Raw genomic sequence first — 20425 nt, forward strand, 5'->3', positions numbered from 1 at the left:
GCTGTGTCTTCTATAAATTACGTAGTATATTTTCTACATTACCTGTTTAATTAATCAAACAGCTTCTCTTTATAAACTCCGGCGCTGATCAGGCCTCTGATGGCATCTACAACTGCCTGCTTGTCTTCTTTATAGGTAACGCCAAACCACTTATCTGGTGTATCCAGAACACGGACCTTTGCTTTGCCTTCGTGTACTAACTGATCAATGATCTTTGGAAGGAGGTATTCTGCTTTGATATCACCTGGCTTTAAGTTATCTAAGAATTCAGGAAATCCTTTTTCCAGTTCGTTTAAGAAGCTGACCGGAAGTCCCCACATATTCATGGAAACCAGCTGCTCAGGAAGCACTTTTACAGGATTTCCTGCATCATCTGATGCGTGAAGCCCATCTTCCATCATGCGGATATTATAAGTCTCTGTTACTTTTTTCAGAATGCCATTTTCCTCTTCGCAGACACCTCTGGTAACAGCGCCGTTGTCGCTTAAGGTATTCTTTAAGATAAAACCGCCCATGCAGATGTCATAAACATCTCCGTCCTCTTTCATCTCATTTACCATATATTCATGGATCTTGCAGAAGCCTTTTTTTCCGTAATAGTCATCTGCATTGATAACGAGGAATGGACAGTCGATCAGGCCCTTTACAGTAAGAACTGCCTGACCGGTTCCCCACGGCTTGGTACGTCCTTCTGTCACTTCATATCCTTCTGGAAGAGCATCCAGCTCCTGGTATGCGTAGATGACCGGGATCTGTTTTTCGATCCTGTTTCCGATGATCTCCTTAAAATCCTTTTCCAGATCTTTACGGATAATAAATACTACTTTATTAAATCCTGCTTCAATAGCATCATGAATGGAATAATCCATGATGATCTCACCATTTGGGCCAACCGGTGCTAACTGCTTAATTCCGCCGCCAAAACGGCTGCCAATACCAGCTGCCATGATCACCAATGCAGTTTCTTTCATACTTTTTCTCCTTAAACCACGTATTTAATAAGACTTTTATAAAACCACAGAAATCCATGTTCTGCGCATTGGTTACACTATAGCACACTTTCTTTTAAAAGGCAAAACCAATACCCCATGAAAATCATTAAATAAGTCTTAAAAATACGGAAATCCTCAGCTAAACAGCACATTTTCAGCCAGAACAGACAACACCTTCTCCACTCTGCACACATCTTCATACGGAACATACTCATTTGGCTTGTGAGCCAGCTCCAGACTTCCCGGTCCATAAGACATGCAGTTGTGGTTCATCAAAGTCCCTGCGATTACTGCTGTATCTGTGTAACCGTTAAAGGAACCTACTACAGCTTCTTCTCCCGTTGTTTCCTTTACAGCTGCCTTTAAATTCGCCAAAAGCTCTGAATCATCATCTTTTTCTACATATGGTCTGTCTCCGGTAATAATATAACTTCCTTTAACTCCCGGTATCTCTTCCTCTGCTTTCCTGATAGCCCGGTCTACAATGGCTTTGGCTGCCGCTGTATCTGTAGGCGGGACCAGACGCATATCAATCCAGACTTTCGCACTGTCCGGAACTACATATGGACGGTAGCCGCCAGTGATCTGGCCAAAAGTGACTGTAGAAATTCCCAGATCATGATGGGCCGGGCATGCCTTGATCTCTTTTCTTATGCTGCTGATGGCTTCTGCCATAGCTGCGATAGCATCGGCTCCCTTCCATGGATTGCTGGCATGGGCAGTAATTCCTGTCATGGTCAGTTCAAACCAGGTCCTTCCCTTGTGGGCTACCTGGATCTGGCCGTCAGTTGGCTCTGTATCCAGGATCCAGTCATTTTTTGTGACCCATCCGGCCTTAATAGCAGCTTCTACACCACGCATAAAGTCCTCTTCATCTACGGAACAGATCATGGAAAATGGCTTTTCTGGCAGTTCGCCTCTTTCTCCCACCTTCTTTACCATATTTTTAAAGGCAGTTAAAGCACAGGCAAGACCGGATTTCATATCACAGGCACCACGACCATACATTTTTCCGTCACGGATCATAGCACCCAGCGGGGAAATATCCTCATCCCAGCCATCCCCCAGCATGACCGTATCCATATGGCAGATATAAATAAGTCCCGGTCCTTCTGTTTTTCCAGGTATCTTTGCCATTACATTATAACGTCCGGGCAGAACTTCCAGACGGCTTACATGGATCTGGTCTGCCAGCTGGCCCCCAAAGTCTGCGATCTGTTTCTTGAACCAGTCTGTGATCCACAGACCGATCTCTTCTTCATAGGCTCCGGGATCTGAGCTGTCGATCTGCACCAGCTGTTTTGCCAGTTCCCAGGCTTCCTGTTTTTCTCTTTCCATAGTAATTACCTTCTCCTTTCTAAGCAACTCACACTCCAGCGCTTATCACAGCCATTTTATTGTGGTTATATTAGCAAAAAAGGTGATTGCACTTGTAACCTTACCCTACTATTATAAGAGAGGGTTAAGGATATGAAAAGCCCACTTAATAAAATTAAGAAATATGATCAAGGAGCATTTAAGTCATTATGATGATGAAAGAAATAAAAAGTCCATTTTTGCGTACCATTTATGAATATGGATTAATTACCGTCAGTATCTGGATCATGGTAGTAGGAATCTACTTTTTCAAATTCCCGAACCACTTCGCCTTTGGTGGCATCACCGGTTTTTCCACTGTTGTCAGCCAGCTGACCCACTGGTCTGCCAGTGATTTTACATCTGTTACCAATACAGCCCTTCTGCTGTTCGGATTCTTATTCCTGGGCAAAGGCTTTGGACTGAAAACTGTATACGCAACCATGGTCATGTCCGTCAGCTTATCCCTTCTTGAGCGTTTCTGCCCATTAAGCGCACCGCTTACCAGCCAGCCGCTTCTTGAGCTGATGTTTGCCATCTTCCTTCCGGCTGTGGGAACTGCGATCCTCTTTAATATCGGGGCATCCAGCGGCGGCACCGACATCATTGCCATGATCTTAAAGAAATATTCCAGCATGAATATCGGTACTGTACTGATGTTAGTAGATATCGCCTCTGTTATCGCTTCCTACTTTATTTTCGGCGTGGAGACCGGTCTATTCTCTACTATCGGTCTTGCCGCAAAATCACTGGTGATCGATGATGTGATCGAGAATATCAACCTTTGCAAATGTTTCAATATCATCTGCGATGATCCGAAACCTATCTGTGATTTCATTATCAATGATTTAAACCGCAGTGCTACTGTATACCACGCAGAAGGTGCTTTCACTCACCATGATAAAACCGTTATCATGACTACCATGAAACGCAGTCAGGCATTAAAGCTCCGCAACTATATTAAACGTGTAGAGCCTACTGCATTTATGCTGATCTCCAATTCCAGCGAGATCATCGGAAAAGGCTTTCTTGCAAATTAAACCTCTTCTGTATTCAGTTCCTTTGCTACTTTTTCAAGGTCTGCCCTTATGGATAATCCCTGAGGACAGACCTTTTCGCATGCCCCACACTTTTTACACAGGTCAGCAGATGCATTCTGCTTCTTCTGCTCACCATAGGCTTTCTTTGCTTTTTCTGCTTCATCAAACATAGCACAGTTATTCCAGATGGAGAACATTTCCGGAATATTTACTCCAAATGGACATGGCATACAGTAACGGCAGGAGGTACAGCCATTTTTCATCCGGCTGCGGATCAGGTCAGCAGCTTTTTCAACTGCTTCCTCTTCCAACTCTGTCAGCGGCTGGAATTTTCCAAATGTTTCCAGATTATCCTCTAACTGTTCCATAGAGGACATTCCGCTTAAGATCACTTTTACATTCTCATGACTTCCTACCCAACGCAGTGCGTAAGAAGCAACAGACCGGTCCGGATCTGCTTCTTTTAAAACTTCCTCTACTTCTTCCGGCAGTTCTGCCAGACGGCCGCCCTTTACAGGTTCCATGATCACCATAGGAACACCCATTTTAGCTGCAAGCTCATAGCCTTTATCTCCCGCCTGGATCTGGGTATCAATATAATTGTACTGGATCTGGCAGAAATCCCACTGGCGATAAGTAAGGATCTTTCTGAATACCGGATATGTATCATGGAAAGAAAATCCCAGATGACGGATCTGTCCGCTTGCCTTTTTCTCTTCTGCCCACTGGATGATCCCTTCTTTTACCAGTTTTTCCCATCTGCCTGCATCTAAAGCATGGAGCAGATAATAATCAATATATTTGGTCTGAAGCCTGGATAACTGCTCTTTAAACAGTCTCTCCGCATCTTCTACAGAGTTTACCAGCCATACCGGCAGCTTGGTTGCCAGATAGAAGCTGTTTCTGGGATATTTCTTCAGGGCTCTGCCTAAAAATGGCTCACTTTCTCCCTTATGATATGGATACGCTGTATCAATGTAATTGATACCTGCATTTATTGCTCTTTCGATCATTGCCTCTGCCTGGACTTCGTCAATGGTTCCGTCCTCTTTTAATGGAAAACGCATGCATCCTAAACCCAAAAGGGACACATTTTCCTCTCCGCCGATAAAGCGCATGGTTCTGTACTTCATTCTCTTCCTCCTGTTTTTATATAATGTCCTCTCAGAGTCTTTCCTGCACTTGCTTTTGTGGCTGATTTTCCGCCAGTCGCACTCAAATTTCATCAACGTACGCCTCAGAAATTTGGGCACAACTGACAAAAAATCTTCTCACAAAATCAAACACAGAAAGATTCCGATAGAACATAATGTTCTCTTTCCTTTTCCAATCCACTTCCTTTATTATAGCAAATTATCTGGCATATTTCTATTAAAGTGTTGCCCTGCGGCATGATACTATCTCATAAAAAACATGGCACAAAAAACCATTCGCATAAAACCAGGGATTTCGCTTTTAAGATAAAAAGTTCCCCGTTTTGCAAGGGATCCATCTGGCAGAACGGGGAATTCTCATATTGAATAAAAAGTTACTGTTTTTTCTGCATAAGCAATCAAAAAGGACACCTTTTATTGTATAATTATGTTACCCACAAAACAACACGAAAGAAGGTGTCCTTAATGAAAAATTAGCATTAAAGAAGCTGCTAACTTATATGAAAAGTGTATATAAAATCCCGGAGAAAATCAAGGGGTTATCGGACAAAAGAAAAAGAAGAACGATCCCATTATTTAATATCGTCATGCCGGCACTGCTCTTTCTGATGCTGCAGTATGAGAGTTTTCATACAGTTTTTTCTGCGCCTGAAAGTATGGGAAAACGATTGAAAAACTGCATACATGGAAAAATACCTAAAATTGATGCGGTCCGTGACCTTCTTACCCAGATAGATCCAGATGAGATCCGTGAGATCCACGACCAGACGATCGATATCATAAAAAGCAACCGTGTATTTCGGGAAGGGACTATAGGTGGATATGTTGTAGCCGGTATCGATGGAGTGGAATTGTTCAACAGCACAAAAAAGTCCTGTTCGGACTGCCTTAGCCGGAAAAACCGTGCAGGTGAAACAGAATATTTCCACCGGAGCGTGGTCTGTATGACAGTAGGAAAAACGCCACATGTAATCCTGGGCCAGGAAATGTTAAAACCGAGGGACGGAGCGGAAAAAGATGAAGGAGAACTGACAGGAGGAAAAAAGCTGATCAGACGTCTGAAGGAAAGACACGGACATTTCGCAGATGTGATCGTAGCAGATGCGCTGTATCTGAATGCCCCATTTATCAATACGATAAAAGAGTGCGGACTGGATGCGGTGATCCGACTAAAAGATGAACGAAGGGAACTGTTTCAGGATGCGGAAAGCCTGTTTAAGCGGGATGAGGGGAAAAAAAGGTCGTTTACCTGTGGAAAAAAGAATATAGAAGTCTGGGATCTTTCAGGATTTGAGATAGATAATAGTCCCCATAAGCTTCGTGTGATCCGATATCATGAAAGCTGGAAAGAAAACGAACGCCGGATGTGGCTGGTAACGACTCTGGATCAAGGGGAACCTCGGGTTTTATGGGAGATGATGAACCGAAGATGGGATATAGAAGAGAATGGATTCCACCAGTTGAAAACGTATTATCACGCAAAACATTGCTATTGCCATGCAGCAACAGAAGTAATATTTGATCTGATGATCATCGGCTTCAACATGAGAGAATTATACCTGTATCGCCGTATTCAAAGATTTAAAGAAAGTGGAATCAGCCGAAAAAGTGTGAACCGGAAGTTTTGTGATGAGCTATTATTGGAAAAAGTAAAAAGTATCTTGTATGAAAAGGGCGGATAGTCTGTCAGTGGGAAAATAAAAACAGGCGCTTTGAAATGAGCTAAATTTAACTAAGGGGGGACGTTGTGCGCATTCAGCTATTCAGGAAGCAAAAGAGAAAATAAGCGTGAGAGGGGCACTATTTATAAATATACAGTGCTAAAAGCGAAATCCCTGGCATAAAACCCCCGACATTGTAGCAATTCTGGATTTATGTTATACTGTAATGAATGCGTCAGCACAAATTTACGAGTCTGTTTATATACTAATGCACTCAAAAAGATTCGGAGAATACATGCTACAGAAAAAGAGGGGGAACTACTATGGATCTGAAACTACAGGTCAAGCAGTCACAGATATTATCACAACGCATGATACAGTCTGCAGAGATCCTTCAGATGACATCTCAGGAATTAAATACATATGTAAATGACCTTGCACTGGAAAATCCGGTTATCGACATTGTAGAGCCTGTTGCCGGGAACGATCAGAAAGAATCTATCGAACAGCAGCAGTGGCTTAATTCCTTTAACGAAGAAAACTATTATCTGTACCAGCGCCAGAATAATGATGATGACTATGATTTTAAAGACACCTGGAACATTAATACAGACGAAGGGGAAACATTAGCAGACTATCTTTGGTCACAGCTGGTCACAGAAAACTTTTCTGAGCTAGAGACTGAGATCATCCATTTCTGTCTGGACAGCCTGGACAACCGGGGATATCTCACTGAAATGCCTGAGGATATTGCCGCATATTTTAAAACAGATATTGCCACTATTGACCATATCTTAGATGAGTTAAAATCTTTAGACCCGTCCGGTGTCTGTGCTTTTAACCTGGAAGAATGTTTAAAGATACAATTAAAACGTAAAAAAATGCTCACACCTGTTATGGAATCACTGATCGATGACCACCTGGATATGGTGGCAAAAAACCAGATCCCGGCTATTGCCAGAACACTCCACCTTTCTTCTGGTGAAGCAGCCGGCTACTGCCAGATCATTAAATCCTTGAACCCAAAGCCTGGCGTATCCTTCAGCAGCCGTGACCAGCTGCGCTATATTATCCCAGATGTTACCATCGTAAAATTCAAAGATCATTTTGATATTTTGTTAAACGAGTCCATGTATCCGGGCATTGAGGTCAACAGCTACTACCGCCAGATGAACCAGGCACCTGACTCACAGGAATTAAAGGAATATCTTGGAAATAAGATCCGGCAGGCAGAATGGATAAAGCAGTGTATCACACAGCGCAGCAAGACCCTGATGGATGTATCAAGGGTGATCTTACAACGTCAGGAAGCTTTTTTCTCACACGGCCCTAATTATTTAAAACCTCTGCGTATGGCAGATATTGCAGAAACACTGGGAATCCATGAATCCACAGTCAGCCGTGCTGTGAGCAAGAAATATCTTCAGTGCTCCTGGGGTGTATATCCTATGAATTTCTTCTTCTCCAGAAACGTAGGAGCTTCTGCTTCTGAAAGATCAAACAATCCGGCAAAAGAAATAACCGCCCACAAAATAAAACAGTTCCTCCATGAGATCATTGAAGAGGAAAACAAGAAAAAGCCATACAGTGACCGCATTCTGGGGGAAAAGCTGGCGGAAAAGGGGATTTCCATTTCCAGAAGAACCATTGCAAAATACAGGGAAGAAGAAGGAATTCCGGATGCCAGCGGCAGGAAAGAATATACCTGATAAGCAGCCGGTAAAACTATAAAAAAAATTTAAAAATTTTTTATATAAAATGCTTGACTTTTTTTCTAAAAAAAGGTATGATATCACCGTTGTCGGTAATACAGATCATTGCTGACCGGGATGCCCAGATAGCTCAGTTGGTAGAGCAGAGGACTGAAAATCCTCGTGTCGTTGGTTCGATTCCGACTTTGGGCACTGTGCAGGTGTAGTTCAATGGTAGAACACTAGCCTTCCAAGCTAGATACGTGGGTTCGATTCCCATCACCTGCTTTAAAAATTAAATATTTTCATTTTATGCGCGAGTGGCTCAGGGGTGGAGCACCACCTTGCCAAGGTGGGGGCCGCGGGTTCGAATCCCGTCTCGCGCTCTTATTTTTTATCCCGGTTATGCCGGGATTTTTTTGTGTATTAATTGATTTCCAATATAATTGCAGTATAATGGTATTATAACATTTTAAGCCAGAGGGAGGAATAATACTATGAAAAAGCAGCCCTTATCGCCCTTGCAGCATCTATGACTATGGGAGCCGGATTTACATCATTGGCAGCTGGCTGGCAAAGTTATGCAAACGGCTGGTGGTGGCAGGATGATTTCGGCGGATATTATGCCGATGGATGCTTCAAAGAGCAACCAGAATGATGATTACAGTGGAACTTATGTAACTTCCTACGCAACCTATGTGCTCACATATAACAAGAGCACAAATTCTATTCATGAAAAGGCTATATATAGCGATGGCGAAGTCTTTGAGCATGATTATATATACAGCGACAGCTATAATGGAATCACATATTTTGATCTTGATTCTGCCGAAGACAAAGGCAGCATCATGTTTGCATGTCCCGGACTTATGTATACATATGATGGTTCAGTCATCAGCAGACAATAATCTATATATGTAAAAGGGCCGGTGTCTGCCACATTTAGTTAGCGGACACCGGCTCTTTTTCAGGCTTTATATAGTCAGATCAGGCCAGAACCTTTCCTTCCGGAAACAGGCTTCTGAATACAGTTCTTACTAACGGACCTGCAACGATCAGCTGGAATGGGAGTGCCATGATAAAGTTTTTAGGGATATTAGTAAACCAGATGATAAGCAGCAAGCCCCACTGTCCGGAACGGACACAGGCTTCCATTGCACCATAGAAGGACATGATAATGACCATAGGAACTACCATGCAGGTAGAAATAACGATCACCTTCTTTAAAACGCTGCTGTCTCTGTTTGCAAAGAAGCGAAAAGCAATTCCCTTTGCAAGACCAGATACTACAAACCAATCCATGCAGAAGGCAAATACTACGGCGATGGGGAATCCCAGCCATCCTTCACGAAGCACCTCTGTGCTAAAGCCACCCATATGAAGGGTAACATTATACATGCTCATCCAGAGCACCATGGTAAAACACATCATTACACTGTAGATCAGACTTTCTCTTTTGTTCTGCGGCATTTTCATTTCTCCTTTTCACTTAATGTACTCCCGGAATCTTTTTGTACTTGATTTTACGAGAAGATTTTTTGTCAGTTGTTCCCAAATTTCTGAGGCGTACGCGGTGCGTACGTTGATGAAATTCGGGTGCAACTGGCGGAAAATCAGCCGTAAAAGCAAGTGCAGGAAAGATTCTGAGAGTACATCTTAATGTACTCCCGGAATCTTTTTGTACCTGATGAGGTATATGAAAAACCCTGAAAGGACATCTTAATATTTTTTTCGTGCATACGACCACAAAAAAGAGACCCTACGGGGACCTGGAAACATATTTTAATGTTTCACGGTGACTCGTTTGATCTCTACTTTTATATTTCATATAATATGATGTAAGTGTCAAAAGTATAAATTGCGTTTGTGCTCGCACAAATAAGCAATTTATACTTATTGACACGCCGAACACCGAAAACGAAATAAAATGGTGTGAACACTCCATTTTATGGGAGTTTGAGGTGTTCGAGGATTGCGGGAATTGCATAGCAATGGAGCAATCCGGTTACATAAGTGAGTGGCAAAATTTACTTTTGACACTCACATCATAATATGTCTGTATGCAATCTCACTGCGTCGTACGCTTGCGCATTCTGTTTTAACAAGGCACTATTATAACGGCTCTTTTCCTGTTTCGTAAGTGTTTTTTTTATTTTTTTTGCATTTCGGCACTTTATATAATACATTTTATCTATATACAATATATTTTGTACGGCACTTACAATATCCATTCCTGTTATATGCCAATTACGCTTATCCTATTTCCTGATTCAGATACTCCATGATCCCCATATGTAAGGTCCAGGCCAGCCGGTCCTGGTACTCTTTTGTTTCCAGTTTTTCCGCCTCTTCCCAGTTAGATAAAAATCCACATTCTGCAATAATAATAGGCTCTTTTACATGAAGCAGAAGGTAATAATTGTCATTAGCCTTTGCCTGTCTTTTATTAGCATCTCCCAGCACATAGTCAAAGCGTTCCTGAAGGATCTGGGCTAGCTTTTTGCCCCGGACAGAAGTCTTATAATAGAATACCTGTCCGCCACGTATGGCCTCTTCGTGATAGCTGTTCTGATGGATGCTAATCACCAAATCCGGCTTTACCTCCTCGATCAGCTGACAACGTTTACGCATATCCGCCATTTTTTTATGAGCGTCACCAGAAGAATAAAGCCCCATGTCTTTATCACGGGTAAGGACCACTGTCACATCCGATGCTTCCAGATAGGTTTTAAGCTTTTTTGCGATTGCCAGGTTTATATCTTTTTCCAGCTGTCCATTGATTCCTACTTTTCCAGGGTCAGTGCCGCCGTGACCCGGATCCACACAGACAATATATTTCTTTTTCTCTCCAGAACCATTTTCTGCATGTATAAACTGCACCCCGGCTGCCGCCAGTGAACCTGCCTGCCAGGATAAAAACGTAACTGTGCAAAGAAGAACCACTCCCATAAAAAGCTGATAAGGAGACTGTTTCATAAGATCAGACCTGCACACTCTTTTTATCCAGTATATTCAGTGGCATTTAAAATCAGTCAGAAAACATCCGAAATCTATTCTGTTATTGATCAGTCATTTGCTTCCAGATAGTTGTAATCTTTTACTGCATCTTCCACAATGTATTCCAGATACTCAAATAATATCATCGGATAGCAGTATTCCTGCCACATTTTATAGGCGGCTGTACCTGTGGCCTCTTTGACAATCTCATAGGCTTTTCCGCCGTAGCAGGCTGCATTTAACTGTGCATACACCTCTGACATCTGCTCTTTCTGGCTCTTGGTCAGTTTAACAAAAATGTCTCCTGTTTCTTCTTCCTCAGAATCTTTCATGGCATCATAAGACTGGTTATAAAAAATAGTCTTTAAAGCCACTGGGGCATAGGTGTTAAAATTCAGCAGATTTTCATCCGTGCTTTTATGCTTTCTGGCCCATTTTTCCATATCTACCTTTTGGGTATGATAAGAAAATGTTTCATCATCCCGGTATTCTAGCACTCCGTACTGACATGGCGGTGTAGAAAGGGAACTGGTAACGATCTCATAGATCCCTCTGTCTTCTTCATCTCTCATATAATGCTGTACATGGAGATGTCCGCTTAAAAATAATGGTATATCTTCCTCTTCCAGCCGGTCTACCAGTTCTTCGCTATGCTCAATGGTACAATCTTCCACATAGATCTTGCTTTCATCCAGCAGGTTATGATGAGCCACAGGAAGAAGGATCACACCGTCCTCCCATGCTTTTTCCAGCTGGTTATCGATCCAGTCATAGGTTTCTGTTTTTATCATTCCACCTACTTTATTAACTGGACTGTACTGACAGCTGTCCAACATCAAAAGGCGCATATCCGGTCCCAGATCATAGGTATAGCTTAAGGATGCCGGGTCTCTGTCAAGTGCCTCCTCATAGCCAAAATCATTGTAGATTTTTGCAAATTCATCGGCAGTAATGATCTGGGCCGGTTGTCTGGAACGTCCGTCAAAAGAAGCCGCACTCTTATTGTTGATATCATGGTTTCCAGGAATGACCACTACCTGGACACCAGCTTTTTCCACCTGCTCCAGCTTTTTCGCCAGCTCTTTATGGCTTTCTTTTTCCCCGTTTAAAGTCAGATCACCACTTAAAATGATCACATCCGGCTTTAGCATTTCTGCCTGTTCAAAAGCTGCATCTGTGATCTCCCACACATAATTGGTCAGCTTTCCGTCCCCATGTTCCACCATGTACTGAAATTCTTCCCCTTTGTCTGTAAGAGAATCTGCCAGATAGTGTATATCCGTCATAAGGACAATGCGCTTTCCATTTTTCATAGGCTGTGCCTGCGTTTCTTTTTCTCCATGGGGAAATGGCTCTATATCTTCCGGATGGGCATCTGTAGGCTTCTTTGTTTCTTCTTCTGATTTCCCGGACGGCTGCTGTTTTATTTCCTCCTTTGTGTCTGTTTCTGCCTGGGAAGCATTGACTGGCTGCCTATCTTTATTTCCCTGATACAGGCTGCAGCCGGTTACAGACATGCAAACTACAGACAACAACGCTGCTGCCATGATCTGTTTCTTCTTTTTCATCCTTCATCCCTCTGTTTCTTTTATATGTTCTCCCGGAATCACTTTACATCATTTATAACAGCCCATATATCCGCTGTTTCAAATCCAAGTTTCCAACAGGCGATCCCCGCCAGATCATACTTATTGACCAGATCCTTTTTCAGCCCCAGTGACTTCGTTTCTTCCATCCAGATCTTCTGAGTCCCATTTTCATTTTCTGTTTCACCATAATACTGGCCAATATTGTCCTGCCAGGTCAGTTCTACATTGTTCTCTTCTACCCAGTTCTGTGCTGCTGTTATGCCGTAAGCCTTTGATGTGGTCTTTCCGTCTTTTTCTGTCCATACTCTTGTATACAAAGGAACGCTGTTGATCAGTTTTTCCTTCGGAACTTCTTCCAGCGTATCTGTAATGCCATTTTCCACATAGGAAAGTGAAGCAACAGAACCTGCAGCACCCCCTGCGAAATGCTCATCATATCCCATAACGATCACGTAATCTGCTACAGTTCCCTGTTCTTTCCGGTTATAAAATGCACTGTACGCAGCTGGAACATAGTCATCTACTGATAATACCAGTCCCTTTTGTCTGCATGATACAGACATTTCACGGATAAACTGTACATAATGAGGACCTGCTGATGATTTCAGGCTTTCAAAGTCCAGGTTGAAGCCGTCAAAACCATAGGTATCTGCCTCTTTCATCAGATTCTGGATCAATTTTTTCCTTGTGGCAGTGGAAGAAAATAATTTGCTGGAATCTACATTTTTTACACTTTCCTGGGTACTGATATTGTCAAACATAGCCCATACCTGCATCCCCAGGGCATGTGCCTTGTCCACATATTCTTTGCTGGCAAGTGAAGTATAGTTACCCTCATTATCTGTTATATTAAACCAGGTAGGCACGATCACGTTCATACCCTTTGCAGTATCTGCCACCTTGTCAAGAGTTGCATTGGCATCTTTTGTGGTCACCTGATGGAAACCAAGGCGTATTTTCCCGTCCAGGGAAATGTTTGTATACACAGGTGCCTGAAATCCGCTGACTGGTGTTTCTTCCTCTATTTTACTTAAACGACTGTTTGGTACATAACCAATATATCCGTTTTCTGTACGGACTTTGGACCATTTATCCATCTGTTCTATGATCTGTACAGTGGTTCCCTTTTCTTCTGTATTAATGATCTCGCTGCGGATGCCGCCTTTTACACGGACAGAGGTCTTATGGCGGAGTGCAGCTGTCTCATATGTATCCCAGTTAGTATCAATAAATACACGTTTGATCTCGCTGGTAGCAAAGGCTTCTTCCCGGATATCCGTATAATTTTTCACAAGCCCTAAAGCCAGATACGCTTCCCCGTCTTTTTCTTTTAAAAGAGGGCCTGCATCACCTTTTGTAGATGCGTCTGCATAGACGATCTCTTCCGGAAGGGCATAAACCAGAAGTTTTTCCCCATCATCCCAGTAAAATCTCTGATTTATATGATCATCCACCCAGTCTACAGGCAGATATACCTGACCATCTTCATAAATACCCTTTTCGTCCTGAAGCTCATTGTCTAAAAACAGAGTCACCTGCTCTCCCTTGACCTGAAAAACATCCCTCTTGTCTGCCATCTCATTACTTGGTTTCAGATATTTTCCATATAAAAATCCTATCCCGCAGCCAACCGCTGCAAGGAGCAAGAATCTCGCGATCACCGCCGGCCCGCAGCCTCTTTTTCTCTTTCTGGTCCGTTTTCTGCTTCGTCCTGTTGATCTGTTTTCCATATGAATGCCCTCTTGTGTGTTATGCATTTTCTGCCTGTATTTTATCAATTGCTGTATTTGTCTGTCCGTTCCACCCTAACTGTACTGATCACGTAGGATGCGGATTTGAGTGTGCAGGTTTAGTATCATTTTATATTATTCCACCTTATTGTACAAGCGTTTTCACAGGAACTGTAACCCATGATCCCACCTCCCCGCTTTTTTGATCTTCTGCAAATACCAAACATGCACCAAACATGCAAATACCCCATAGACAGCTATTATCGCTTGCAGGCTGAGATGGTTATTTTCTCATACTGCTGTCTACAGGGTACTCTAAGCATGATTTCTGATTTTCTATATTTTTTAATTTCTAATCTGTTCCATATGTTTTATGTTTTACTCTATATCTTGTCCTATTCCATCTATCACCTGCCTATCTCTTTTTTCATCCACAGAAAGGTATACTTTGTCGAAACGTATTTCTTTTAAACCGTCTTTCTCTGAACAGACGTAGTCTCCCATATAGAAACCTCCGTCTTCTCCTACTTCAAAAATACGGTTCCAGTCAGCTTCCCGGCATATTTTTCCATCTATGAGGATGGGAATCCCCCGTTTTTGGAATCTCCTTAAGCCTTCTAAATAGTCTTTCCTGTTTCTTGCATCCTCATTTTGCGTTTTGCTTTTCATACTGTAATTCCCCATGCCAGAACGGTACTCTTTTCTCACCCAAAGAGATTTTTGTGACATACATCCTGTAAGACCTTACGAAATACCGCCTGTTCTCCTTTTCTACTTAAATATATCCGCAAACCATTCCATGGTCTGAACGTCTACTGAAAATGCATCTGCTGAAAGTGGGATCTGTTTTAAGGAAATACGGAACTGCCGCTCTATCTCCTGTTTCATGATCTCGCTGCCAAATGCAGTCATACAGATCCATTCTTTTGCACTTTCCCCTTTCTCTGCCAATAGTCCCAGAAATGCTTCCAGCTTCCATTCTGACAGGTCTGCGACCAGGACTTTTTTTGTACACCGAAGCCATTCCGGAAAAACCTCTTCCCTGACTTTTCCAAAATCAATAAGTATTTCCTGGTAATCTTTTTCCATACACGCAGCCAGCACCGCCGGATCTCCTTCATAATAGTAATCCACACCCAATAAACGAAAATGATCTTTCTTCTTAAAAGAACGGCTGTCTTCTTTTCCGCCAGCACCTAAAAATGCCCTTATTTTTTCCAGATCTTTCTGTGGATTCCACTGTAGGATAGCTGTCTTTTTCTGTCTGCAGCTGCAAAGATAATTAGCCGCCTGGATCACAAAATGAGTCACACCTGTTCCTCTTCCAGCTCCGGCTATCCCCATAACCTGTGCTGTATGCTCCATGGAAACCTCCTTTTTGCCCCCATCCTATCTTTTGCTGTTTTTTGTATACAATGCTCCTGTATACAGTTAAAAAGAGAGGTTAGAAAACCGGCACCTTCCGATCCTGGATGAAAGGGGTCTGCATATTCCGGTGTGCAAAAGAGGACCGGACTACAGCCAAGTGTCATATCTGCTCCTTTTTTCCTGTGCCTGTGGCGCCAGATAAAAAACACTGGTATTTCCTTATTATTTCCGGATATTTTCATGATCTCCAGCATTCTTTTTGCATTCCCGTACTCCCACAGGTTTTCGCTTATCACTGCTGCCAGAAAATGTTTCTCCTCTTTTAACTCCCGCGCTGCATCTTCCCAGTCTGTTCCAAAATCTTTTATGATCACCTGGACATCTGTTTTTTCCTCCAGTCTTATGGCCGGTCCATACCATGGCTTCATCTGGCAGCCTCTGATATGGTAAATCCCAAAATGGTCCATACGTGTCACACCTTCTTTTTCTGCCATCCTCCTTAATGCACCTGTCTGGTTTTTCTCTTCATAAAGGACTTTTATCCCCATTTTTGTAAGGATGGTGCACAGTCCAAAAGCCAGATGGGTGACTCCTGCACCTGGTGTACTGCCTGTTATCACAATATTCAGAGATGATACCGCTTTTTTGTGGGCGCTTACCATACGCCCGGACCACACAGAACCTTCCAGTGCCTGCTCCAGTTCTTTTGCCGAAGCATACCGCTTTTCCCGGTCCGGTTCCATGCATTTTCTGATGACATTCTGGAGTGGTTTTGATACCTCTGCTCTGCAGTCTGTTCCAGCCCCTGCATTCAGGGTTCCATAGAGCATAAAGTGAAGGACGGCACCAATGGCATAAATGTCCGTTCTCTGGTCTAAAGACTGGTCTGTAGTATATAGCTCAGGCGCTGCACAGCCTGCGGTCCCATACCGTTCTTTTTGTAAACTGGCACTGTCCGCTTCCCCTGCATGATCAAAATCGATCAACTGCATGGTATCTTTCCAAAGCATCAGATTTTTCGGTTGTAAGTCTAAATGTAATATGGGTTTATCACAAGAATGATGTAAATATTCAACTAATGAACAGATCTGCCTTCCATAACGGACTGCATCTCTTTCCTGAAATGGTCCCTGATCTTTTATCAGGTCATACAGAGAATTGCCTTCAAGATATTCCTCAATAAGATAAAAGTAATGGCTGTCCTCTTCCATGTCATAAACCAGTGGGATCCCCGGATGCCGCAGCTCCTTTAAGATCAGAGCCTCTTTTCGGAATCCTTCGTAGTCCTTATGAGTCTTCGGTACACATTTGATCGCCCGGTATTCATTTAATCCCTGGTGGACTGCTTTCCATACCGTTCCTGTGCGTCCCGATCCCACTGCTTGTATCAGCCTGTATTTTCCAAACAGGATCTCCCTTCCTTTTCACCTCTCTTTCGTTACAATATCATCTCTTGCTGCCATTCTATCCTACATTTTGTTACTTGTCCATGGTTCACATAATGACTACACTTATATCACATGTACGTCATATGCATGTTTTCATGTCTATTTTTTCTGTCAAGATTTGCACTTTTGCAGTTTTAAAAGCATTCGTAATCCGCCTATTTTTCTTCAAAAAATTGTTGCATCCATTACAGAAAATGTTACAGTTCCAGCATATGGCTGGACTGTAACCAGAAAATTTTAAATATCCTGAGATTTGATTGATATTTCACCCCATTATGTAGTACCTGACTTCCGTCGTTTCTCTCAAAACATAGTACTCAGGAGTCCAGGAGGATACAGTTCTGAAAAAGATTGTTGATTTCTTTTTCAGTGAGAAACAAAGCATCAAGATTCGTCAGGCCAGTAGCTTTTTTGACTTTTTCGTTTACTGTCTGGTTTCGAGAAATATTAATATAAGAGCCATCTCCTTTATTGACAACCCGGAAGTCCCGTATGAAATCAATCAGATCATAAGAATTAATCTGATTTTTAAAAACTTTAATCTCAAGCACTCTTAAAAGAAACAAGCTAAGGTAGCAGATTAAAAAATGCCCATAGATTGTTTCTTTTTTGTGCACGTAAATCGGGCGTGCATCCAGATAAGACTTTGTGATCCGGAAGGATTCTTCAATCTTCCATAAGCTGTGGTAGGTCTGATAGATTTGGAGCGGTTCCATATCCAACTCTGAGGTGACCATAAGGTTGTATCCTGCATACTTCAGATCCTCATTAACCTTCTCTTTATCAATTCCTATCACAGGAGTTATCTTTTTCCCGTTCTTATCTTTGTTGGTAATCTTTAAATATTTTGCAGAATCTCCCAGATCCTCTCTTGTCATTGCTTTGTAAGTAGCATAGTTGGCAGCTTTGTCCGCCATTTTCTGGATCTCCGCCTTTTGTTTTTTAGCCAGTGCCGGATTATAAGATACGATTCTTTTTTCTTTTACTGAAAAAGTTTTTACCACATCCCTGCCCGTTTCAGGATCAATTTCCTTGAATTGATAGGAAAAGCTATCTACGCAGGACTTGAGGCGGTATAAGAGATTCCCGTCTTTATCCCTGTAGTCTTTCCATATATTTTGCTCATTTTCCAATAAGAGCCATTTCTTTTCTTTTTCACTTAAATTTCTGCCGTGTATGGATTTGGAAAAAATATATCCATCATTGGCTTCTTTCACGGCAGCATAAATATTTCTGGCGCAGTTGAGGCCTTTATCAGCGACCTGTACTGTTTTCCCGGAAACTTTATAGCGGCTTTTCATTTCTTCGATGACTTTTCGGATATACGGCTTTTCAGATTCATTACCAGGGTACATCTGCATAGCAACCGGCACTAGATCTGCATCCAGGAGAAGTGCTTGCCCGATAATAGGGTCATGTCGGTTTTCTTTGGAAGGCCCTTTCTGTTTATCTTCATAGGGAAGGTCAATCTCAAAATAGTAATTCGTACAGTCGAAAAAAACATTGCTGAAATCTCTCTGATAATGCTGCTCATAGCAATGGTTAAAAAGTTCAATATATTTTTTATAAGATCCACCAATAAAGGATAATCCATCGTAAACTTGATCTTCCGAGATGGGAGAACTGTTGTAAAGATGAGGGAAAACGGAAGAAACCGTTTTGGATTTTGAGCATGGATAGATGATCCTGGAAAAAATAAGCTGTGCAATCATATCATATATGCGGAACTGAAAGCGCATTTGAGCAGCCAGGATGTCTATTACTTCCTTGACGTTGAGTTCTTCTAAAAGCGTATACAGAAGAAATTGTCCCAGGTTATATTCCACAGGGGCAACAAAGGCACGGGGACGAGTTTCCTCTGTGAATGCGGCGGCACATTCTTTGTTTTTTTCTGCAACAAAGTCTGTGTAGTAAGCGACAGGATCGGGGATCTCATCAGAGATGAGCTCGTGCACATAGCCAAAAGCCATGACACTTTTTGAACGCGGCTGTTTCTTTTCTTTATCCCAGTGAGATTCATACATCTGCAAATAGGTACCTTTTTTCTTGTTCTCTTTTCTTAAATAGTATGCCATAACCGACCTCCGAACAAAGTGCTATAGAGTACTATTATTATAATATATCAAAAAAATTTTTTCAATAAAAAAAGCCCCAAAAGGGCATTGAAAATTTGCTGTAAATAAAGGAAAAATCGAGATGCAGGAAAAGAAATAAAAAAATGACAAGAAGAAAACGACGGAAATTTCCTAGTACTACGACGGAAAACGGGCATTCGTAATCCGCCTATTTTTCTTCAAAAAATTGTTGCATCCATTACAGAAAATGTTACAGTTCCAGCATATGGCTGGACTGTAACCAGAAAATTTTAAATATCCTGAGATTTGATTGATATTTCACCCCATTATGTAGTATATTTTAATTGTAGAAGTTTATCTTCACCACATATATCTTAAAACACACAGAATAACCAAAAGAGAACAGGAAGTGATCCTATATGAAAATAGAACGAATCAATGACAATCAGATACGCTGCACCCTGACAAGCTTAGATCTAAGCTCACGGGGAATCAATCTGACGGAACTGGCTTATGGCTCTGAAAAGGCCAGAAACCTGTTTCATGAAATGATCCAGCAGGCGGCGAAAGAAGTAGGGTTTGAGGCGGAAGATATTCCGTTAATGGTAGAAGCCATTCCGTTGTCTTCCGAAAGCATTATGTTTATTGTAACAAAGGTAGAAGATACGGAAGAGTTAGATACCCGCTTCTCCAAATTTTCACCTTTTGCGGAAGCAGAATCGGAAAATCTTCTATCCCAGCTGGCAGATGAATTTCTGGAAGGCGCCGGGGATCTGGAAAAACTTCTGGGGCAAAATGGACCTGCTGGCCTGAAATCGGATATGGATACAGCTGCTGAAATTCCTGGAACAGACGAGGCAAAAGCTCCCCAGATCCAGCTGCGCACCTTCCGTTTTGACAGCTTAGACCAGGTCAGTGAAGCTGCAAAAGCAGCCGGAAACAGTTGTGACGATATTCACAACGCCCTTTATAAGAAGCCATCCACACGTCAGTATTATCTGGTATTAAATAATGCAGACTGCAATGAACTGGATTTCTCCAGAGTCTGCAATGTGCTGGCTGAATATGCAGCCAAGCTGCCAAATGAATATGCTAAGGAAGCCTATTACAAAGAACATTATGAGGTAATGATCGGTGAAAAAGCCTTGCAGAAACTGAAAAATCTGTAATGTTCTCTCGGAATCTTTCTGTACCTGATTTTGTGAGAAGATTTTTTGTCAGTTGTGCCCAAATTTCAGAGGCGTTGGCGTTGCGTCCGCCTCTGAAATTCGGGTGCAACTGGCGAAAAATCGACCACAAAGGCAAGTGCAGGAAAGACTCCGAG

Annotated in this window: 16 protein-coding genes and 3 tRNA genes; 8 read left to right on the forward strand and 11 right to left on the reverse strand. The window is 42.2% G+C overall.

Annotated elements, in window-relative coordinates:
- Positions 1 to 50: 50 nt before the first annotated feature.
- Both OGM16_03690 and OGM16_03695 read right to left on the reverse strand, forming a co-directional pair.
- Complete coding sequence (locus OGM16_03690; GenBank protein UYJ47388.1) at positions 51 to 971, reverse strand: sugar phosphate nucleotidyltransferase; 921 nt, start codon at positions 969 to 971, stop codon at positions 51 to 53.
- Positions 972 to 1127: 156 nt separating this feature from the next.
- Positions 1128 to 2330: a M20 family metallopeptidase gene (locus tag OGM16_03695; GenBank protein ID UYJ47389.1), complete on the reverse strand. Its 1203-nt coding sequence runs from the start codon at positions 2328 to 2330 to the stop codon at positions 1128 to 1130.
- Positions 2331 to 2524: 194 nt separating this feature from the next.
- Between OGM16_03695 and OGM16_03700 the strand changes: the two genes are divergently transcribed.
- A complete protein-coding gene (locus tag OGM16_03700; GenBank protein UYJ48387.1) occupies positions 2525 to 3388 on the forward strand; it encodes a YitT family protein in 864 nt (287 codons plus the stop codon).
- On the opposite strand, the gene OGM16_03705 is transcribed toward OGM16_03700, so the two are convergent.
- Positions 3385 to 4521: an aldo/keto reductase gene (locus OGM16_03705; protein ID UYJ47390.1), complete on the reverse strand. Its 1137-nt coding sequence runs from the start codon at positions 4519 to 4521 to the stop codon at positions 3385 to 3387. The genes OGM16_03700 and OGM16_03705 overlap by 4 nt on opposite strands.
- Positions 4522 to 5042: 521 nt before the next feature.
- Here OGM16_03705 and OGM16_03710 point away from each other — a divergent pair.
- From OGM16_03710 to OGM16_03735, 6 genes are all read left to right on the forward strand, one after another.
- On the forward strand, positions 5043 to 6224 hold the full coding sequence (locus OGM16_03710; GenBank protein ID UYJ47391.1) for a transposase: 1182 nt from the start codon (positions 5043 to 5045) through the stop codon (positions 6222 to 6224).
- Positions 6225 to 6526: 302 nt separating this feature from the next.
- Positions 6527 to 7912 carry an RNA polymerase factor sigma-54 gene (gene rpoN / locus OGM16_03715; GenBank protein ID UYJ47392.1) on the forward strand — a complete coding sequence of 462 codons (1386 nt, stop codon included), beginning with the start codon at positions 6527 to 6529 and terminating at the stop codon, positions 7910 to 7912.
- A 122-nt stretch (positions 7913 to 8034) separates the two neighbouring features.
- Positions 8035 to 8107, forward strand: a tRNA-Phe gene (locus OGM16_03720).
- Between the two features lie 4 nt (positions 8108 to 8111).
- Positions 8112 to 8182, forward strand: a tRNA-Gly gene (locus tag OGM16_03725).
- A 26-nt stretch (positions 8183 to 8208) separates the two neighbouring features.
- Positions 8209 to 8280, forward strand: a tRNA-Gly gene (locus OGM16_03730).
- A 237-nt stretch (positions 8281 to 8517) separates the two neighbouring features.
- On the forward strand, positions 8518 to 8802 hold the full coding sequence (locus OGM16_03735; protein ID UYJ47393.1) for a hypothetical protein: 285 nt from the start codon (positions 8518 to 8520) through the stop codon (positions 8800 to 8802).
- Between the two features lie 79 nt (positions 8803 to 8881).
- Here OGM16_03735 and OGM16_03740 read toward each other — a convergent pair whose 3' ends face one another.
- The 8 genes from OGM16_03740 to OGM16_03775 form a co-directional block, all read right to left on the reverse strand.
- A complete protein-coding gene (locus OGM16_03740) occupies positions 8882 to 9364 on the reverse strand; it encodes a DUF2798 domain-containing protein (protein UYJ47394.1) in 483 nt (160 codons plus the stop codon).
- A 783-nt stretch (positions 9365 to 10147) separates the two neighbouring features.
- The gene (locus tag OGM16_03745; protein UYJ47395.1) at positions 10148 to 10870 is read right to left on the reverse strand and encodes an N-acetylmuramoyl-L-alanine amidase; all 723 of its coding nucleotides are present in this window, start codon (positions 10868 to 10870) and stop codon (positions 10148 to 10150) included.
- Between the two features lie 89 nt (positions 10871 to 10959).
- Positions 10960 to 12459 carry a metallophosphoesterase gene (locus tag OGM16_03750; protein ID UYJ47396.1) on the reverse strand — a complete coding sequence of 500 codons (1500 nt, stop codon included), beginning with the start codon at positions 12457 to 12459 and terminating at the stop codon, positions 10960 to 10962.
- Between the two features lie 38 nt (positions 12460 to 12497).
- Positions 12498 to 14210 carry a glycosyl hydrolase family 18 protein gene (locus OGM16_03755; GenBank protein UYJ47397.1) on the reverse strand — a complete coding sequence of 571 codons (1713 nt, stop codon included), beginning with the start codon at positions 14208 to 14210 and terminating at the stop codon, positions 12498 to 12500.
- Positions 14211 to 14588: 378 nt separating this feature from the next.
- Positions 14589 to 14879 carry a hypothetical protein gene (locus OGM16_03760; GenBank protein UYJ47398.1) on the reverse strand — a complete coding sequence of 97 codons (291 nt, stop codon included), beginning with the start codon at positions 14877 to 14879 and terminating at the stop codon, positions 14589 to 14591.
- Between the two features lie 102 nt (positions 14880 to 14981).
- Positions 14982 to 15575: a hypothetical protein gene (locus tag OGM16_03765; protein ID UYJ47399.1), complete on the reverse strand. Its 594-nt coding sequence runs from the start codon at positions 15573 to 15575 to the stop codon at positions 14982 to 14984.
- The gene (locus OGM16_03770) at positions 15545 to 16966 is read right to left on the reverse strand and encodes a serine/threonine protein kinase (protein UYJ48388.1); all 1422 of its coding nucleotides are present in this window, start codon (positions 16964 to 16966) and stop codon (positions 15545 to 15547) included. Before OGM16_03770 ends, OGM16_03765 begins: the two co-directional genes overlap by 31 nt.
- A gap of 377 nt (positions 16967 to 17343) precedes the next feature.
- Positions 17344 to 19101: an IS1634 family transposase gene (locus OGM16_03775; GenBank protein UYJ47400.1), complete on the reverse strand. Its 1758-nt coding sequence runs from the start codon at positions 19099 to 19101 to the stop codon at positions 17344 to 17346.
- Between the two features lie 419 nt (positions 19102 to 19520).
- On the opposite strand from OGM16_03775, the gene OGM16_03780 reads away from it, so the two are divergent.
- Positions 19521 to 20270 (forward strand): adaptor protein MecA, encoded by a 750-nt coding sequence (locus OGM16_03780; protein ID UYJ47401.1) that lies wholly within the window; start codon positions 19521 to 19523, stop codon positions 20268 to 20270.
- The last annotated feature ends 155 nt before the right edge of the window (positions 20271 to 20425 follow it).

The sequence above is a fragment of the Lachnospiraceae bacterium genome (assembly GCA_025758065.1).
Classification (GTDB): Bacteria; Bacillota; Clostridia; order Lachnospirales; family Lachnospiraceae; genus Enterocloster.